Raw genomic sequence first — 17,575 nt, forward strand, 5'->3', positions numbered from 1 at the left:
TAGATAAAAAATTAACTAGTAATAAATAATATATATTATAATACTCTTACGTTTACAGCGTTTAATCCTTTTCTTCCATCTTGTAAGTCAAATTCAACTTCATCGTTTTCACGAATTTCGTCAACTAATCCTGACACATGTACAAAATGTTCTTTGTTTGTTCCTTCTTCAGTGATAAATCCAAATCCTTTAGACTCATTGAAAAATTTTACGGTACCTTTATTCATTATAAAAAAATTATGTGTTGTTAAATTAATTCCTAACAACGTTTTATTGTGACACAAAGATAATACCAAAAATCTAACTAAACAGATAAAATATTGATTTTCTTTTATTTACCCATTAAAGCTTATGTATAAACGATTTAACTTGATTAAATTCGTCTATAATCTCATCAAAAATAATTTTTACAGGCTTAATCTCTTCAATTAAAGCGGCAATTTGACCAATTTCTAGTTCGCCTTCTATTAAATCTCCTTCAAAAATTCCTTTTTTTGCTCTTCCTTTACTTAATAATTCTTTTAATTGTTCTTCTGTTGGATTTTGCTGATATAATTTTTCTAGCTTTTTGTAAAATTCATTTTTTATCAAACGTACAGGAGCCAATTCTTTTAAAGTTAAACAGGTGTCTCCTTCTTTTACCACTACAATTGTATTTTTAAAATTAATATGCGCAGAAGATTCTTCTGTTGCCGCAAACCTACTACCTATTTGCACACCATCTGCTCCTAAAACCATTGCTGCCAACATACCTTTACCTGTGGCAATTCCTCCTGCTGCAATTACAGGAATTTTAATTTCTGCTTTTACTGTAGGTATTAAGGTAAAAGTAGTTGTTTCTTCTCTACCATTATGTCCGCCAGCTTCAAACCCCTCACATACAATAGCATCAACACCAGCAGCTTCCGCTTTTAACGCAAATTTTACAGAGCTCACAACATGTACAACTATAATTCCTTTTTCTTGCAAAAAAGAAGTCCAAGTTTTAGGATTTCCCGCAGATGTAAAAACAATTTTCACTCCTTCTTCTACAATAATGTCCATCAATTTATCAACCTCTGGATATAACATTGGTATGTTGACACCAAATGGTTTATTAATCGCTTTTTTACATTTTTGAATATGTTCTCTTAAAACATCCGGATACATAGAACCTGCACCAATTAAACCCAAACCACCAGCATTAGAAACTGCGGATGCTAATTTCCATCCAGAAACCCAAACCATTCCGCCTTGAATAATTGGGTATTTAATATTAAAAAGTTCAGTGATTCTATTTGTCATTATTGTTTTATTAACTTTATTGTTTTTTGTTGATTATCCTTAGAAACCTTCATCAAATATATTCCACTTTTTAAAGATGAAATGTTAATAATATTAGAAAATATATTTTCTTTTTCTGATACTTTTTTTCCTAAAACAGAAAATATTTCAATTTTAAGATTGCTATAATCATCCGTAGAAAGTGTAAATGTATTTTTTACAGGATTTGGATATATATCTAGATTGATAAAACTCACATCAATAACGGACAAACTTTCTAAATAACTATTAAAAGCTGTTTCAAAATTAGGAATTCCATATCCGTATTGATCTAAAGGATTGTTATATTTATCCGCAGATTTATAAATTGCCTCTTTTAAAGATTCATTTGAATAAACTGCTGCGTTAACCAAACTTTCATAATCATTTAAACATGCAATTAAACCAGCCATAATTGGTGATGAAAAAGAGGTTCCGCTTGATGAAAATGTAACATTACCTGTTGAATAATTTATCAAAGCAGGATTTTGACCTTGACCTAGTATTTCTGGTTTTATTCTTCCATCTGCCGTTGGTCCAAAAGAACTAAAACTTGCAATTGCACCAGAAGCATTAACTGCCCCTACAGAAATTACAGAAGGAGCATCAGCAGGAGCTCCCATATATTTCCATGAACTATTGCCACTATTACCAACAGAGTTTACTAATAGTAAACCACGAGAAGCTCCAATTTCTGCACCTCTAGAAATAAAAGTTGTTTTACCATCCATATCTTCATAGGTATGGCTATGGTTAGGGTCATCATAAGTAGTATAACCCAAAGAAGTATTTATAACATCTACCCCCAAACTATCTGCTCTTTCTGCAGCTTCTACCCAGAGTGTTTCTTCTAAAACGGTTTCTGTTTCTGCAATTTCTGATATAAATAAATAAAATTTTGCATCTGGTGCTGTACCTACATATTCATCTTCTAAATAACCTGCAATTGAAGATAAAACATGAGTTCCGTGAGAATTTCTTGAATAAAAACCATCATTTCTATCAGCAAAATTATAACCTCCTAAAATCTGATTATTATCTCTAATTCGGCTAAAAGCCTCTAAAGTATTTACATTAGGAAAACCTGCATCTATAATAGCAATAATCTGATTTTTTCCCGTTAAACCTTGTTCATGTAAATAATTTCCTTTTAACATTATAATTTGATTATCTGCTTCTCCGTAATCAAAATCAGTTAAAACATCATTAAATTTATTATGATGATTAGCATTAATTATTTTAGATTTTGAGATTGTTTTTCCTGAAGAATTTAGAGATTTATTTGCAAATTCTATATGATCTATAAAGCTATAATTTGATAATAAACTATTGATATCATTTACTTGTCCTTGTATGTGAATTGCGTTTAACCATTTAGATTTAGCTAAAACAGAAATTGTAGTTTCATTTTTTAATTGACTATAATAATCCTCATCAATCGGAACATCAATTTCATCTAACTCAATATTTAGTTTAATTCTTCTATCTAATGCTCTTTGTGTTAGCATTGATAATGGATTTTCTAAAAAAGTAGTTTTATTAGGCTTATCTTTTAGAAAAACCCATGCATCTTCTTGAGATACAATTTGAAACGAAATCATTAAAAATAAAAAAAGTAGTAAATTCTTCATACCTCGAATTTACTACTTTTTTATAAAAATTTTATTTTTTTATGAGATAACTCCAGAACCTAAAAGTTCTTCATCTTTATACCAAGCCACAAATTGCCCTTCTTGTATGGCAGATTGTTTATTTTCGAACTCTACATACAAACCAGTTTCTACTTTGTGCAACGTAGCATTTTCTAAAGGTTGTCTGTATCTAATTCTTGCATCAACTTGTATTGTTTCTCCAACTTTTAAAGTTAAATCTTCTCTAATCCAATGCATTTCTTCATTAGAAACAAACAATACATTTCTATATAATCCTGGATGATTTTTACCTTCTCCTGCATAAATTACATTTTCTACAACATCCGTTTCTATAACGTATAAAGCTTCTTTTGTACCGCCTACATTTAAACCTTTTCGTTGTCCTTTTGTAAAATAATGTGCTCCTTGGTGTTTACCTACTATTTTTCCGTCTTCTATATTGTAAGAAAATTTTGTAGAAAAATATTTTAACTCCTCCTCTTTATTTTCAAACTCTGGTACTTGTTTTATATACTGATCAAAACTTGAAGGAATTGTAACAATTACTCCATCTTTTGGTTGTAATTTTTGTTGTAAAAACTCTGGTAAACGAACCTTACCTATAAAACACAATCCTTGGCTATCTTTCTTTTCTGCAGTAATTAAATCGGCTTCTTTTGCAATTTCTCTAACTTCTGGTTTTGTTAATTCGCCAATAGGAAATAATGCTTTTGTTAATTGTTCTTGAGATAATTGGCATAAAAAATAAGACTGATCTTTATTATTATCAATTCCGCCTAATAATTTATAAACTGGTTTTCCATCAATAATTTCTTCTCCTTTTCTACAATAATGACCCGTTGCAACATAATCTGCACCTAATTTTAAGGCGATATCCATAAAAACATCAAACTTAATTTCTCGGTTACAAAGCACATCTGGGTTTGGTGTTCTTCCTTTAGAATATTCATCAAACATATAATCTACAATACGCTCTTTGTATTGCTCACTTAAATCTACTACTTGAAAAGGAATTTCTAATTTTTGAGCAACAATCATTGCATCATTAGAATCTTCTAACCAAGGACATTCATTAGAAATTGTTACAGAATCATCGTGCCAATTTTTCATAAAAAGCCCAATAACTTCGTACCCTTGTTCTTTTAATAAATGTGCGGTTACACTACTATCTACACCACCAGAAAGGCCAACAACTACTCGTTTCATTTTTTAATTTTGAGGTTGCAAAGTTACAACTTTGTAAGTGATTTGTATATTGAAAAAAATAATGGATTAATCAATTAGATTTATGCTTTGCAATAAAATTAAAATCTTAATTTTCGTTTGATTTGCTATAACTAGATTTATTTTTCTTTAACTCTTTTTCTGTAGTTATTTCTCCATCTAAATAGTATTCCCACTCACCTACTCTTTTGCCATCTTTATAATCACCTAGTTCTTTTAAGTTACCATTTAGCTCAAAGTATCTTGCAGAACCATTTAATTTTCCTTCTTTATAATTTACTTCTTCAATTAAAACTCCATCACTTGTATAAGTTTTAGAAACTCCATCTTTTAATCCATTTTTATAAAAAGACTCTTCAGTTATTTTTCCATTGGGATAATAATTAATTAAAATGCCATCTAATTTACCATCCTTATAAAACTCTTCGGACAATACTTTTCCATTGGTAAAATAAAAAGTCCATTTACCAACTCGATTTTTATCAATAAAATACCCTTTACTTTGTATATCTCCAGTAGTTTTATAAAACTCTACCAAAACCTCGCTTTTACCTTCTGTAAAAGTTTTAATAATTGATGGAAAACTTGAATTTGAATCATCATAAAATTTAAAAACGCCTATTTCTTTTCCGTTTTTAAAAGTACCAGAGTATCTTATTTTATTATTAGGATAATATTTTTGCCAAACTCCAGTTCTTTGCTTATTTGCATCAAATTGATTAATTTTCTGAGCATTAGTATTTTTGCTAATAAAAAAAGCAAAAAAAACAATAATAAAAGGAAGTCTTTTTATATTTAACATGTAAAGAAATTTTACAGTAAATATACATTAAACGTATTAAAATGAGCATTATTTTTTTGACACAAGAATTAGAGAAAATGGGAAACCCTAAAAGGGAGAACCGAGAGAGAGTTGCTAATATTGTATTAGAAAACAAAAAATTAATTCGGTATTTAGTCGCAATTACTTTTGATGTTGATAATAAGACTTCTATAAAAGCTGCTTGGATTTTAGAATGGATTTGTACTCATCATCAACTAGATTATATTTTACCACATTTAGATGAGTTTACCAGAAATATAGAAAACTTAAAATTTGACAGTGCAATTAGGCCTTGTGCAAAAATTTGCGAACATTTAGCAAATGCTTATTTTTCTAAAAAAGAAAACAAAGTAAAAGAAAAACTATCTATCACTCATATTAACAGTATTGTAGAAACTGGTTTCGATTGGTTAATTACACCTCAAAAAATAGCTGTAAGAGCTTATACAATGAATACTTTGTATTTATTTGGGTTAAAAAAATCTTGGATTCATCCAGAATTAAAACATTTAATAGAAACAAAAATTATACATCAAAGTAAAGGTTGCAAAGCTCGTGGAAAATACATTTTAGACTTAATAGAAAAACATCAAAAAACAACTTTATAAATCTGTTAAAATGTCTATTTTTGCAATTAACAACATAACAAAAAAATGAACTTAACACAATTAAATGCCATCTCTCCTATTGATGGACGCTACAGAGGTAAAATAGCTAAATTATCAGATTATTTTTCTGAAGAAGCTTTAATAAAATATAGAGTTCGTGTAGAAATAGAATATTTTATTGCTTTGTGCGAAATTCCTTTACCTCAATTAATAGATTTTAATGCTGGTTTATTTGAAGACTTACGTAAAATTTATACAGATTTTACAACGGAAGATGCTCAAAAAATTAAAGATATAGAAAGTATTACAAACCATGATGTAAAAGCGGTTGAATATTTTATCAAAGAAAAATTTGATGCCTTAGATTTACAAAAATATAAAGAATTTATCCATTTCGGATTAACTTCTCAAGATATCAATAATACTGCCGTTCCGCTTTCTATTAAAGAAGCAATGAATGATGTTTACGTACCTAATTACCTACAAGTTATAGATAAATTACAAGAACTAGTAGTAGAATGGGCAGATATTTCTATGTTGGCTAGAACACATGGTCAACCAGCATCTCCTACAAGATTAGGTAAAGAAATAGATGTTTTTGTGGTTCGTTTACAAGAGCAGTTTAATTTATTGAATGATATACCAAGCGCTGCTAAATTTGGTGGAGCAACAGGTAATTATAATGCACATAAAGTTGCTTATCCAAAAATTGATTGGAAAGAATTCGGAACAAAATTTGTTCAAGAAAAATTAGGCTTACACCATTCTTTTCCTACAACTCAAATTGAGCATTACGACCACATGGCTGCTTTGTTTGATACTTTAAAACGTATTAATACAATTATTTTAGATTTAGATAGAGATTTTTGGACATACGTTTCTACAGATTATTTTAAACAAAAAATTAAAGCGGGTGAAGTTGGTTCTTCTGCAATGCCACACAAAGTAAATCCTATCGATTTTGAAAATTCTGAAGGAAATTTAGGTTTGGCAAATGCTATTTTCGAACACCTTTCTACAAAATTACCTGTTTCTCGTTTACAAAGAGATTTAACGGATAGTACTGTTTTACGTAATATTGGAGTTCCTTTCGGTCATACAATTATTGCTTTTACATCCACTTTAAAAGGATTGAACAAATTATTGTTAAACAAAGAAAAGTTTGAGCAAGACTTAGATAACAATTGGGCTGTTGTTGCAGAAGCAATTCAAACAATTTTAAGACGTGAAGCTTATCCTAATCCTTACGAAACTTTAAAAGGATTAACTAGAACAAATGCTAAAATCAATAAAGAATCTATTGCAGATTTTATTGATACTTTAGATGTTTCTGAAGAAATTAAGGAAGAATTAAAGGTTATTACACCAGCTAATTATACAGGTATTTAATGAAAAAATTATTAGGAATACTTACCATTTTTATCACTTTAGTTTCATGTGATTCAGAAATCAAAGATAATGCTGATCGATTTAAACAAGGAGTTTTTGAAGTTCCGGCGGGTAAAGGATATAGTAAAACTATAATTACAAGAATCGACACACTTCAAATTGAAGAATATGAAAAGATTGTAAGTATTTCTACTGATAGTACAACTTCAGAAAAAAGAATTAAACATATTGATACCTTATACATCAAATGGAAAAATAATTTCTTTTATACCTTAAAAATGAAATCACCTAAAAAGGAACTAGACAAAGATCCTATTTATGTGCAAATAACAGAAGTTAAAGATAGTTCTTACAACTTTACTGCAAAAATAGGTTTTAGTAAGTTTAGTACTGATGGTACTATTTTTAAGGTAAAATAAAATTATTAATTCTGTAATTTTATTTTAAAAAAAACGACTAATTTAGGGTTAATTATACATTAGGCTATTTATATTATTATAGATAGCCTAAAATATATAGTTTTTTTTAACAAAATGTAATTAGGTTTCCTAAAGTATAGTTGTATTTTGCACCCATTATTTAATACAACTTAACAATTTTATAATAAATTAATATCAAACAATTAAACAAACATATTGGTATTTTATTATTGGTAATTTTCTTATTACCACTTTTTGTGCTTTCTGCTCATGCTTTCAGTAATCATGAACATAGAGTTTGTATTTCTAAAGTTGAAAATCATATACATAAAAAAGATATAGATTGTCAGTTAGATCTTTATAAAACAAACAATTCTCTTTTAATAGAAAACACTTTTAATCTTAAATTAAAAACTCCTATTTATTCTTATCATAGGCCACAATATAATTTCTTAAAAAATCATTATCATTTATCGTTTTCTTTAAGAGGACCACCTGTTTGTATTTAAATTAAGTTCTATTTAATTTAAATTACGAAAACTAAAAATGATAAAAATACTTTGTAAATATGTGCTTGCAATATGTTTAACTACATCTGCACTTGCACAAGAATGCCAATTATCTTTTAAAGGGAAAGTCTCAGATTTTCATGACAACACACAAATTGTAGGAGCTTCTTTACATATAATAAATTCAAACAAATACGCCGTAACAGATTTTGATGGCTTATTCGAGTTTAAAAATTTATGTGAAGGTAAAATTACTATTATCATAGAACATATATCATGTGAAACTAAAGAAATTACTCTTAATTTAAGTAAAAACACTTTTAAAGAAATTTCTTTAGAACATCATATAGAAGATTTAAAAGAAGTTATTGTAACATCTACACATAATGTAACATCTAAAACTGTACAAACTACAAATATTAACAATAAAACTATTGAAGAATATAGTGGTAAAAGTTTAGGTGATGCTTTAAAAAATGTTGCAGGAGTTTCTTCTATAAACACCGGTAATTCTATTGTAAAACCTGTAATTAATGGTTTGCACAGTAGTAGAATTATTGTAATGACAAATGGCGTTAGATTACAAGATCAAGAATGGGGAATTGAACATGCGCCTAATATTGATTTAAATAATGCCGATAAAATTACAGTAATTAAGGGTGCTAATTCTTTAGAGTTTGGTGGAGATGCAATTGGAGGTGTAATTGTATTAGAACCTACAAAATATGCATTAAAAGATAGTATTTTTGGTAAAACAATATTAGGTCTACAAAGTAATGGTAGAGGTGGTAATTTACATAGTAGCATTACTAAAACCACTAAAAAAGGTTGGTTTGTTAATGCAAAAACTACTTTAAAAAGGTTTGGAGACTTTAATAGTCCGGATTATAATTTAACAAATACAGGCCTAGATTCAAAAGCTTTTTCTTTACAAACAGGATTGAAAAAATTTGAAAAAGGATTTACGGTTGATTATAGTTTTGTAAATAACAATATTGGTATTTTAAAAGCATCACATATTGGTAATATAGATGATTTGGTTAGCGCAATTAATAATAAAGAACCTTTAGTTATAGAGGATTTTAGTTATGATATTAATGCGCCAAAACAAGAAATAAATCATCATATTTTTAAAATAGATTATTACAAAAGGTTTAAAGACTTAGGTAAATTAGACGTCCAATACGATTTTCAAAAAAACCAACGTTATGAGTACGATATTAGAGTTGGTGATGATAAAGATAAAGCTTCGATTGATTTAGATTTAACCACACATTCAATTAGTTCTACTTTTGATTTTAACAACAACCTAGATAAAACTTATAAAATTGGTCTAAAAGGAGTTTATCAAAACAATTATGCAAATCCTTTAACAGGTGTTAGACGATTAATACCAGATTATGATAAATTTGATGCTGGAATTTTTGCAATTGGTAATTATGTCTTAAGCGATAAAACAACTGCTAATGTTGGTTTAAGATATGATTTTAATTACATAAACGCTAAAAAGTTCTATTTAAAAAGTAGATGGACAGAAAGAGGTTATGATGAAGAATTTGGAGATTTAATTACTGGTGATTATACAACACAGTGGTTGGTAAACCCAAAATTTTCTTTTCATAATATTTCTGCCTCAGCAGGAATTATTTATCAAATAAATGATAAAAATGCTGTTTTGTTTAACTACGGATTATCGAATAGAGCTCCAAATGCATCAGAATTATTTAGTGATGGTTTGCATCATTCTGCCGCAAGAATAGAATTGGGAGATTTAGCTTTACAACAAGAAGTTTCTAACAGAATCTCTTCTACCTATAACTTTCAATCAAACAATTCAACAATTTCAGCAGAAGTCTTTTTTAACAACATTCATAATTTTATTTACATAGAACCTACAGGGACAGAGCAAACCATACGTGGAGCTTTTCCTGTTTGGGAATACAAGGCTACAAATGCCAATTTATATGGAATAGATGTAACATGGCAACAAAATATTGGCGAAGCCTTTACATTCCATAATAAATCTTCTTTAACATTTGGTTTTGACACAAAAACTAAGAGAGATTTAATTGATATTCCTGCACCGAATTTTAAAAATTCTTTAGAGTACAGAAATAAAAATTGGCATCAATTAGGGGTTCGTTTAGAAAGTGAATTGGTTTTAAAACAAACCAATTACCCAAATAACAACTTTACAGCTTATTTACCAACACAAGATACGTATGAAATTGTAGACATTAGTTCTACTCCACCAAGTTATCATTTATTAAATATACATACAGATGCCGTTTTTCATCTTTCAAAAAAAACAGATTTACAAATAGCATTAAGCGTAACAAATCTATTGAATACAAATTACAGAGATTACTTAAATAGATTACGATATTATGCTGATGATTTAGGAAGAAATTATAGCCTACAAATAAAAATCAATTATTAAAAAACACACATTATGAAATCATTTAAACACGTTTTAGTATTAGCATCAATCATTATTTTAGCAGCATCTTGTTCTGATGATGATCCAGTAGTAGTAAACGAAGAAGAATTAATTACAACAGTAACAGTTACCTTAACATCAGAAGAAGACGGAACAGAAATTGTTTTAAATAGTGTAGATTTAGATGGTGATGGACCAGATGCACCAGTAGTTACGGTTTCTGGAAACTTAACAGCTAATACAATTTATACAGGTGTTACAGAAGTATTTAATGAAACAGAAGATCCTGCAGAAGATATTACAGAAGAAGTTTTAGAAGAAGGTGTAGATCACCAATTCTTTTACACATTTGCTAACGGTTTAGCTTTAACAACTTATACAGATGATGATGTAAACGGAGATCCAATAGGGATTACTTTTGCATTAACAACTTCAAACGCAGGTTCAGAAAGCTTAACAGTTTCTCTTATACACGAACCAAACAAAAGTGGTTCTGGTGTTGTAGATGGTAGTATTACAAATGCAGCAGGAGAAACTGATGCAGAAGTTACATTTCCTATAACAATTGAATAAGTTTTTCACAAGAAAACATAAAAAAAAGTGTTGAGTTTATAAACTCAACACTTTTTTTATTTTACATATTTTGTCTTTCTTAAAGTACTTAAAACTATAAAAGAAGCTAAAAAGAACAAAGCCAAACACAATACAGACCATTGCATAGAATCTGTAATAGCATATAATAAACCATATACTAAAGTACCTAGTACAATGGCTATTTTTTCGGTTACGTCATAAAAACTAAAATACGTTGCATGATCTTGTGTTTCTGGTAATAGTTTAGAGTAAGTAGATCTTGTTAAAGATTGTATTGCCCCTAAAACTAAGCCTAAAACTGCCCCCAAAGAATAAAAATAAGTAGCAACATTGGGCAACTCCTTATGTAACAAAAAAGCACCAAAACAAACTAACATCCAAATTACAATAGTTAATTTTAAAGCGAAAAAGTTTCCTTTTTTTTCTGATAATCTAGAAAATAAAAAAGCTCCTAAAATAGCAACCACTTGTATTAACAAAACAGTTATAATTAAATCTATAGCTTCTAAACCTAATTCTGTAGAACCAAAAATAGTAGCTAATAAAATAATAGTTTGGACTCCAACACTTAATAAAAAAAAAGAAATTAAAAACCGTTTTAACGTTTTATTCATTAATACTTCTTTAAAAACTATTTTAAGTTCACTAAATCCTTTCCAAATAAAATCTTTTTCTGGTTTTTTATTATAAATATCATTAGGTAATTTTCTAAAAGTTAGTTGCGCAAAACCTATCCACCATAAACCTACCATTACAAAAGATATTCTAGAAGCCATACCTGAAGAAATGCTGAATAAATCTGGCATTTGAATCATAATTAAATTAATAATCAATAAAATAACAGAGCCTATATAACCGTAAATAAAACCTTTTGCACTTGCTCTATCTTGTTGATCTGGGTGTGCAACTTCTGGCAAATATGCATTGTAAAAAACCAAACTAGCCCAAAAACCAATGCTTGCTAAAATTGTAAAAACAATACCTATCCAAACAGTATCTACGCCTTCAAAAAAGTATAAACTTGTTACAGACAAACCACCTAACCAACAGAAAAACTTCATAAACTTTTTCTTATTTCCTGTGTAATCTGCAATACCAGATAAAATTGGTGAAATAAAAGCTACTATCAAAAAAGAAAAAGACAATGCATAGCTATATAAACTATCTGGATGATCCCAATCCATCCCAAGAAAAGAAATCGTTTCACCCTCTGTAACAGCACTATAATATAAAGGAAAAACGGCTGTACTTATTACTAAAGAATAAACAGAATTTGCCCAATCATAAAAAGCCCAAGCATTAATTAATTTCTTATCTCCTATTTTTAACATAATATTTTTTTATAAAAAAACCGTTCAAAAAAAGTTTTTTTTTGAACGGCTACAATATAGGAAATCTATTTGTTTTATTATTTAGTTATTACTTAGCATTATACTGTGCTGCATATTTTCTTGCTGTTGGTAAATATGTCTTTAAATCTTGAATTCTGGATTCATTAGATGGGTGTGTACTTAAAATTTCTGGAGTAGAACTTCCGTTGGATAAATTGCTCATTCTTACCCAAACCTCTGCTGCTTCTGTACCATCATATCCGGCCATAATCATAAAAACCAAACCTAACCTGTCTGCTTCTTGCTCATGAACTCTACTATACTTTAACATTCCTAAACCAGAACCTATACCAAAAGCTGTATTCCAAATTTGCTGTGCCTCTGCACTTTTTCCAGAAGTTCCTAATGCTACTGCTAAACCTCCGTACTGTTGTAATTGACCCTGTGTCATTCTTTCTTGTCCATGTTTTGCAAATGCATGTGCAACTTCATGTCCCATAACAGCAGCCACACCATTTACATTATCACAAATAGGCATAATACCTGTATAAAAAACAACTTTACCTCCAGGCATACACCATGCATTAACGGTTTTATCTTCAATCAAATTAAACTCCCATCTATAAGAATCTGCTTCAGAAGACATATTATTGGCACGCATAAAACGATCTACTGCTTCAGATATATTTTTACCTACTTCATTTATTTGATTACTCATTGTAGTATTATTAGACAATTTATTTTCATCTAAAAAAGTAGAGTACTGAGCAAAACTTGCTGGTAAAACTTCTGAATCACTAACAAAATTAACACGTTTTCTTCCAGTAATTGGCACAGTACTACATTCAACAAAAAGTAAAACAGTTAAAATTAAAACACTTATTTTTTTCATATTATATGGGTTTGATCAATTATTAAGACACTTAATTCTTTAATTTGTCACAAATTTATTATTTTAAAAATATACATTTTATCTCATATGATATTTTTTTTAATCGATACTCAACAATTGTAAGTTACATTAAAAAAAAACGACTGATTTAGAACAAAAGTTAATAATACAATATGAAAAAAATAGCCAGTTTATTCTTGTTTCTTATAATGATAAGTTGTGTTGGAAATGCCCAAGACACATCAAAAGAAAAAAAAACGTACAAAATTGAAAAAACAAATATAGAATGGAAAAAAATTCTCTCTCCATTAGAATATCATATTTTAAGAGAATCAGGCACAGAAAGAGCTTTTACAAGCGAATTAAATAACAATCATAAAAAAGGAACCTACGTTTGTGCTGCTTGTAATACACCATTATATAAATCTGAACATAAATATGACTCTGGTTCTGGATGGCCTTCTTTTGATAGAGCTATAGAAAAAAATGTTGAGTTAGATGTAGATTATAAAATAGGATATGCAAGAACAGAATTAAAATGCAACACTTGTGGTGGACATTTAGGACACTCTTTTGATGATGGACCAAGAGATACAACGGGCAAACGCCATTGTATTAATGGAGCTGCTTTAAAATTTGTGGCAGAAAAGTAAATTATTTTAGTTTTTATAATTGCTAAAGAGTTAACGATGTTAACTCTTTTTTTACTTTCTAATTTTATCTTTTCTTTAAAAGAAGTTAAACAAATAACAAAGGTTGTAACATTATTTTTTAATAGTAGTTTAAATACATTTATCATTTTTTTATTCTAAACAATTGATATTAATAATTATTCATTTAAAAAATTTAATTATTTATCTTTTTTAAAACAATTGTATATAAAAAAGTATTCGTATTCAGTTTACAAATCGTCTCTAATTCATATATTTGTGCTTCCTAAAAAAGAAGACAATTTATGTTTAATAATTTAAGCGAAAAATTAGATAAAGCCTTACACACCTTAAAAGGTCATGGTAAAATTACCGAGGTAAATGTTGCAGAAACTTTAAAAGAAGTAAGAAGAGCGTTATTAGATGCCGATGTTAACTTTAAAATTGCCAAAGAATTTACTAAAAGAGTTCAAGAAAAAGCAATTGGGCAAGATGTATTAACTACATTAAACCCAGGACAATTAATGGTAAAGTTAGTTAAAGATGAACTAACAGAGCTAATGGGTGGTGAAACTGTAGGTGTTAACTTGGGTGGATCGCCAACCATTATTTTAATGTCTGGTTTACAAGGATCTGGTAAAACTACTTTTTCAGGAAAATTAGCAAACTTTTTAAAAACAAAGAAAGCAAAAGAAGTTTTATTAGTTGGTTGTGATGTTTACAGACCTGCCGCAATAAATCAATTACAAGTTGTAGGTGAGCAAATTGGTGTAGATGTTTATGCAGAAGTTGGTAACAACAACCCTGTAGAAATTTCTGAAAACGCTGTAAAGCATGCAAAAGCAAATGGTAAAAATGTAGTTATTATTGATACCGCTGGTCGTTTAGCTGTTGATGAAGAAATGATGACAGAAATAGCAAACATCCATAAAGCTATTACGCCGCAAGAAACTTTATTTGTTGTAGATTCTATGACAGGGCAAGATGCAGTAAATACTGCAAAAGCTTTTAATGATATTTTAAATTTTGATGGAGTTGTTTTAACAAAATTAGATGGTGATACTCGTGGTGGAGCTGCATTATCTATTAAATCTGTTGTTGATAAACCGATTAAGTTTATCGGGACTGGAGAAAAAATGGATGCAATTGATGTTTTCCATCCAGATAGAATGGCAGATCGTATTCTTGGTATGGGAGATGTTGTTTCTTTAGTAGAAAGAGCACAAGACCAATACGACGAAGAAGAAGCTAGAAAACTACAAAAGAAGATTGCTAAAAATCAGTTTGGTTTTGATGACTTTTTAAGTCAGATTCAACAAATTAAAAAGATGGGTAGCATGAAAGACTTAGTTGGTATGATTCCTGGTGCAGGTAAAGCAATGAAAGATGTAGATATTGATGATGACGCTTTTAAAGGTATAGAAGCAATTATACATTCTATGACACCAGAAGAAAGAAGTACGCCAACAACTATAAATGCAAGTAGAAAAAAGAGAATTGCCAAAGGATCTGGAACTTCTGTTAATGAAGTTAACCAACTAATGAAGCAATTTAACCAGATGAGTAAAATGATGAAGATGATGCAAGGTGGCGGTGGCCGTAAGATGATGCAAATGATGAAAGGAATGAAATAATGATTTTTTAAAAAGATAAACACGTGTTTATCTTTTTTTTATTGATATAATACACAACAACTAGAAATGATTTTATTAGACGGAAAAAAAACTTCTGCAGATATTAAAGAAGAAATTGCATTAGAAGTAAGAGACTTACAATCTAAAGGCAATAAAACACCACATTTAGCTGCAATTATTGTTGGTAACGACGGAGCAAGCATTACTTATGTAAACGCAAAGGTAAAAGCCTGTGAACGTGTTGGTTTTGAATCTACATTAATTAGATTACCAGAAGAAACAACAGAAAAAGAACTACTAAATGAAATTGCCGTTTTAAATACTGATAATGATATTGATGGTTTTATCGTTCAATTACCATTACCTAAACATATTGATGAACAAAAAGTTTTAATGGCTGTTGATCCTGATAAAGATGTTGATGGTTTTCATCCAACAAATGTTGGAAAAATGGCATTAAATCTACCAACTTTTATTTCTGCTACTCCTTTTGGAATTTTAGAATTGTTAGATAGATATAATGTAGAAACATCTGGTAAACATGTAGTAGTTTTAGGTAGAAGTCATATTGTTGGTAGCCCTATGAGTATTTTATTATCTCAAAAAAGAAAAGTTGGTAATGCAACTGTTACCATGTGCCATAGTAGAACTAAAAACTTAAAAGAAATTACTTTACAAGCAGATATTGTAATTGCTGCAATTGGTATACCTGAGTTTTTAAAAGCAGATATGGTTAAAGATAACGTAACTGTTGTAGATGTTGGTATTACCCGTTTAGCTGATTCTAGTAAAAAAAGCGGTTTTAGATTAGTTGGTGATGTTGCTTTTGATGAAGTTGCTGCAAAGTCTGAATTTATTACTCCTGTACCAGGTGGTGTTGGACCAATGACAATTGCTATGTTACTTAAAAATACTTTATTAGCCTGCCAAAGAAAAAGCTAATTTTTAAAAATAAACATAAAAAAAGCGATGAATTTAAGTTAATCGCTTTTTTTATGTTTAAAATTTATTTTACTGAATATCATTTTCAACAAATTCTTTTCTATAAATTTTTACAATCACTAAAAATAAACTAATTAATAAGGGACCAAAAATTAAACCTATAAAACCAAATAAAGGCACACCAACGATAACACCTATTAATGTAATTAAAGGATGAACATCATCTAATTTTTTTAATACAAAAAGTCTAATAATATTATCTGTAGAACCTACCACTATTATTCCATAAATTAAAATTCCCCAAGCAGCAAAATCATTTCCAGACGCCAATGTTAAAACAAAAACAGGTAAAATACCCACAAAAGTTCCTATAAAAGGAATCATAGAACCAACAGTAACAATTGCAAACCAAAAGAATGGATTTTCTATATCAAAAATAAGAAAACCAATAAGAGCTATAATACCTTGTGCAATTGCCACCAATGGAATTCCTATGGTATTAGAACGAACCATTGCATGAGATTCTTTTCCAATAATTTTTAAATTTACTTCATTAATTGGAATGTATTTATATAGAGACCTTCTTAAAATCTTTTCATTTATTAACATAAAGTATAAGATAAAATACATCAATCCTATTGATAGAAAAATATTAAATGTACTCCCAACAAAACCCTGCAAATTATCAGTTATCCAGCTAGATATTTCAGAAAAATTCATTTTATCTGTAAAATTATAACCAACTTTTGCCTCTAAAGATGTCATTTGAGTTTTAAAAGTTTCTACAATTTCTTCTGAGTTACTTACCAAACTACTTACTTTATTTGCTAACATAAATAAAATACCAGATATTGGTAAAAGTATACCTATAAATGAAACTATAATTATTAAGGTGGCAGCAATGCTTGGATTCCAGTTTTTTTTCAAGAGAGCAATCATCCATTTTCTTAATAATACATATATGGTTATGGCGCCTAAAACACCGGATAAATAAGGAATTAATTCCCTAAAAATCAAAATTGAAATTAATAAAATAAGTAATAAAACAAAAACTTGTCTTATCATTCTAGGTGCAATAGTATCTTTCATGTTTGGTAGTTTATCGCAATTTATTAATAATAAGAAGTTAATTTTATAATTATCAATTTATAAATTAACCCAAATAA

The 17,575-nt window shown here is 28.8% G+C and carries 17 protein-coding genes; 9 read left to right on the forward strand and 8 right to left on the reverse strand.

Translation table 11 applies throughout. The features are described from left to right. Nucleotides 1–35 precede the first annotated feature (35 nt). The 5 genes from ACJJVY_RS03405 to ACJJVY_RS03425 all read right to left on the reverse strand — a co-directional run bounded on the left by ACJJVY_RS03405 (nt 36) and on the right by ACJJVY_RS03425 (nt 4,980). A complete protein-coding gene (locus ACJJVY_RS03405) occupies nt 36–227 on the reverse strand; it encodes a cold-shock protein (protein ID WP_015480027.1) in 192 nt (63 codons plus the stop codon). Nucleotides 228–342: 115 nt separating this feature from the next. Then, complete coding sequence (locus tag ACJJVY_RS03410) at nt 343–1,284, reverse strand: NAD(P)H-dependent flavin oxidoreductase (protein ID WP_405605153.1); 942 nt, start codon at nt 1,282–1,284, stop codon at nt 343–345. Further along, nucleotides 1,284–2,933 carry a S8 family serine peptidase gene (locus ACJJVY_RS03415; protein WP_405605156.1) on the reverse strand — a complete coding sequence of 550 codons (1,650 nt, stop codon included), beginning with the start codon at nt 2,931–2,933 and terminating at the stop codon, nt 1,284–1,286. The genes ACJJVY_RS03410 and ACJJVY_RS03415 overlap by 1 nt, the downstream gene beginning before the upstream one ends. A 39-nt stretch (nt 2,934–2,972) precedes the next feature. Continuing rightward, the gene (gene mnmA, locus ACJJVY_RS03420) at nt 2,973–4,160 is read right to left on the reverse strand and encodes a tRNA 2-thiouridine(34) synthase MnmA (RefSeq protein ID WP_405605158.1); all 1,188 of its coding nucleotides are present in this window, start codon (nt 4,158–4,160) and stop codon (nt 2,973–2,975) included. Between the two features lie 106 nt (nt 4,161–4,266). After that, a complete protein-coding gene (locus ACJJVY_RS03425) occupies nt 4,267–4,980 on the reverse strand; it encodes a toxin-antitoxin system YwqK family antitoxin (protein ID WP_405605161.1) in 714 nt (237 codons plus the stop codon). A 41-nt stretch (nt 4,981–5,021) separates the two neighbouring features. Between ACJJVY_RS03425 and ACJJVY_RS03430 the strand changes: the two genes are divergently transcribed. The 6 genes from ACJJVY_RS03430 to ACJJVY_RS03455 all read left to right on the forward strand — a co-directional run bounded on the left by ACJJVY_RS03430 (nt 5,022) and on the right by ACJJVY_RS03455 (nt 10,939). Beyond that, nucleotides 5,022–5,609, forward strand: a complete 588-nt coding sequence (locus ACJJVY_RS03430; protein WP_405605164.1) for an adenylosuccinate lyase — start codon at nt 5,022–5,024, stop codon at nt 5,607–5,609. Nucleotides 5,610–5,654: 45 nt separating this feature from the next. After that, complete coding sequence (gene purB, locus ACJJVY_RS03435) at nt 5,655–6,998, forward strand: adenylosuccinate lyase (RefSeq protein WP_405605166.1); 1,344 nt, start codon at nt 5,655–5,657, stop codon at nt 6,996–6,998. Then, nucleotides 6,998–7,417 carry a hypothetical protein gene (locus ACJJVY_RS03440; protein WP_405605169.1) on the forward strand — a complete coding sequence of 140 codons (420 nt, stop codon included), beginning with the start codon at nt 6,998–7,000 and terminating at the stop codon, nt 7,415–7,417. Before purB ends, ACJJVY_RS03440 begins: the two co-directional genes overlap by 1 nt. 230 nt (nt 7,418–7,647) lie before the next feature. Then, on the forward strand, nt 7,648–7,926 hold the full coding sequence (locus ACJJVY_RS03445) for a hypothetical protein (RefSeq protein ID WP_405605171.1): 279 nt from the start codon (nt 7,648–7,650) through the stop codon (nt 7,924–7,926). Nucleotides 7,927–7,963: 37 nt separating this feature from the next. After that, nucleotides 7,964–10,366: a TonB-dependent receptor gene (locus tag ACJJVY_RS03450; RefSeq protein ID WP_405605173.1), complete on the forward strand. Its 2,403-nt coding sequence runs from the start codon at nt 7,964–7,966 to the stop codon at nt 10,364–10,366. 12 nt (nt 10,367–10,378) lie between these two features. Next, entirely contained in the window at nt 10,379–10,939 is a 561-nt protein-coding gene (locus ACJJVY_RS03455; protein WP_405605175.1) for a type 1 periplasmic binding fold superfamily protein, read from the forward strand. Between the two features lie 56 nt (nt 10,940–10,995). On the opposite strand, the gene ACJJVY_RS03460 is transcribed toward ACJJVY_RS03455, so the two are convergent. Both ACJJVY_RS03460 and ACJJVY_RS03465 read right to left on the reverse strand, forming a co-directional pair. After that, complete coding sequence (locus ACJJVY_RS03460) at nt 10,996–12,291, reverse strand: MFS transporter (RefSeq protein WP_405605178.1); 1,296 nt, start codon at nt 12,289–12,291, stop codon at nt 10,996–10,998. Nucleotides 12,292–12,379: 88 nt separating this feature from the next. Next, nucleotides 12,380–13,183: a M48 family metallopeptidase gene (locus tag ACJJVY_RS03465; protein ID WP_405605181.1), complete on the reverse strand. Its 804-nt coding sequence runs from the start codon at nt 13,181–13,183 to the stop codon at nt 12,380–12,382. Nucleotides 13,184–13,356: 173 nt separating this feature from the next. Between ACJJVY_RS03465 and msrB the strand changes: the two genes are divergently transcribed. The 3 genes from msrB (at nt 13,357) to folD (ending at nt 16,409) form a co-directional block, all read left to right on the forward strand. Beyond that, nucleotides 13,357–13,836 carry a peptide-methionine (R)-S-oxide reductase MsrB gene (gene msrB, locus ACJJVY_RS03470; protein WP_405605184.1) on the forward strand — a complete coding sequence of 160 codons (480 nt, stop codon included), beginning with the start codon at nt 13,357–13,359 and terminating at the stop codon, nt 13,834–13,836. A 302-nt stretch (nt 13,837–14,138) separates the two neighbouring features. Then, complete coding sequence (gene ffh / locus ACJJVY_RS03475) at nt 14,139–15,467, forward strand: signal recognition particle protein (RefSeq protein WP_405605187.1); 1,329 nt, start codon at nt 14,139–14,141, stop codon at nt 15,465–15,467. A gap of 66 nt (nt 15,468–15,533) precedes the next feature. Beyond that, on the forward strand, nt 15,534–16,409 hold the full coding sequence (folD, locus tag ACJJVY_RS03480; protein ID WP_405605190.1) for a bifunctional methylenetetrahydrofolate dehydrogenase/methenyltetrahydrofolate cyclohydrolase FolD: 876 nt from the start codon (nt 15,534–15,536) through the stop codon (nt 16,407–16,409). A 69-nt stretch (nt 16,410–16,478) separates the two neighbouring features. On the opposite strand, the gene ACJJVY_RS03485 is transcribed toward folD, so the two are convergent. After that, the gene (locus tag ACJJVY_RS03485) at nt 16,479–17,498 is read right to left on the reverse strand and encodes an AI-2E family transporter (protein ID WP_405605193.1); all 1,020 of its coding nucleotides are present in this window, start codon (nt 17,496–17,498) and stop codon (nt 16,479–16,481) included. Nucleotides 17,499–17,575: the final 77 nt, after the last annotated feature.

The organism is Polaribacter sp. Asnod1-A03 (genome assembly GCF_045063585.1).
Taxonomy (GTDB): Bacteria; Bacteroidota; Bacteroidia; order Flavobacteriales; family Flavobacteriaceae; genus Polaribacter.

What these genes read in the sequence shown, in the direction of transcription:
- ACJJVY_RS03405 (WP_015480027.1), bottom strand. Translation starts at nt 227, where the DNA reads ATGAATAAAGGTACCGTAAAATTTTTCAATGAGTCTAAAGGATTTGGA.
- ACJJVY_RS03410 (WP_405605153.1), bottom strand. Translation starts at nt 1,284, where the DNA reads ATGACAAATAGAATCACTGAACTTTTTAATATTAAATACCCAATTATT.
- ACJJVY_RS03415 (WP_405605156.1), bottom strand. Translation starts at nt 2,933, where the DNA reads ATGAAGAATTTACTACTTTTTTTATTTTTAATGATTTCGTTTCAAATT.
- mnmA (WP_405605158.1), bottom strand. Translation starts at nt 4,160, where the DNA reads ATGAAACGAGTAGTTGTTGGCCTTTCTGGTGGTGTAGATAGTAGTGTA.
- ACJJVY_RS03425 (WP_405605161.1), bottom strand. Translation starts at nt 4,980, where the DNA reads ATGTTAAATATAAAAAGACTTCCTTTTATTATTGTTTTTTTTGCTTTT.
- ACJJVY_RS03430 (WP_405605164.1), top strand. Translation starts at nt 5,022, where the DNA reads ATGAGCATTATTTTTTTGACACAAGAATTAGAGAAAATGGGAAACCCT.
- purB (WP_405605166.1), top strand. Translation starts at nt 5,655, where the DNA reads ATGAACTTAACACAATTAAATGCCATCTCTCCTATTGATGGACGCTAC.
- ACJJVY_RS03440 (WP_405605169.1), top strand. Translation starts at nt 6,998, where the DNA reads ATGAAAAAATTATTAGGAATACTTACCATTTTTATCACTTTAGTTTCA.
- ACJJVY_RS03450 (WP_405605173.1), top strand. Translation starts at nt 7,964, where the DNA reads ATGATAAAAATACTTTGTAAATATGTGCTTGCAATATGTTTAACTACA.
- ACJJVY_RS03455 (WP_405605175.1), top strand. Translation starts at nt 10,379, where the DNA reads ATGAAATCATTTAAACACGTTTTAGTATTAGCATCAATCATTATTTTA.
- ACJJVY_RS03460 (WP_405605178.1), bottom strand. Translation starts at nt 12,291, where the DNA reads ATGTTAAAAATAGGAGATAAGAAATTAATTAATGCTTGGGCTTTTTAT.
- ACJJVY_RS03465 (WP_405605181.1), bottom strand. Translation starts at nt 13,183, where the DNA reads ATGAAAAAAATAAGTGTTTTAATTTTAACTGTTTTACTTTTTGTTGAA.
- msrB (WP_405605184.1), top strand. Translation starts at nt 13,357, where the DNA reads ATGAAAAAAATAGCCAGTTTATTCTTGTTTCTTATAATGATAAGTTGT.
- ffh (WP_405605187.1), top strand. Translation starts at nt 14,139, where the DNA reads ATGTTTAATAATTTAAGCGAAAAATTAGATAAAGCCTTACACACCTTA.
- folD (WP_405605190.1), top strand. Translation starts at nt 15,534, where the DNA reads ATGATTTTATTAGACGGAAAAAAAACTTCTGCAGATATTAAAGAAGAA.
- ACJJVY_RS03485 (WP_405605193.1), bottom strand. Translation starts at nt 17,498, where the DNA reads ATGAAAGATACTATTGCACCTAGAATGATAAGACAAGTTTTTGTTTTA.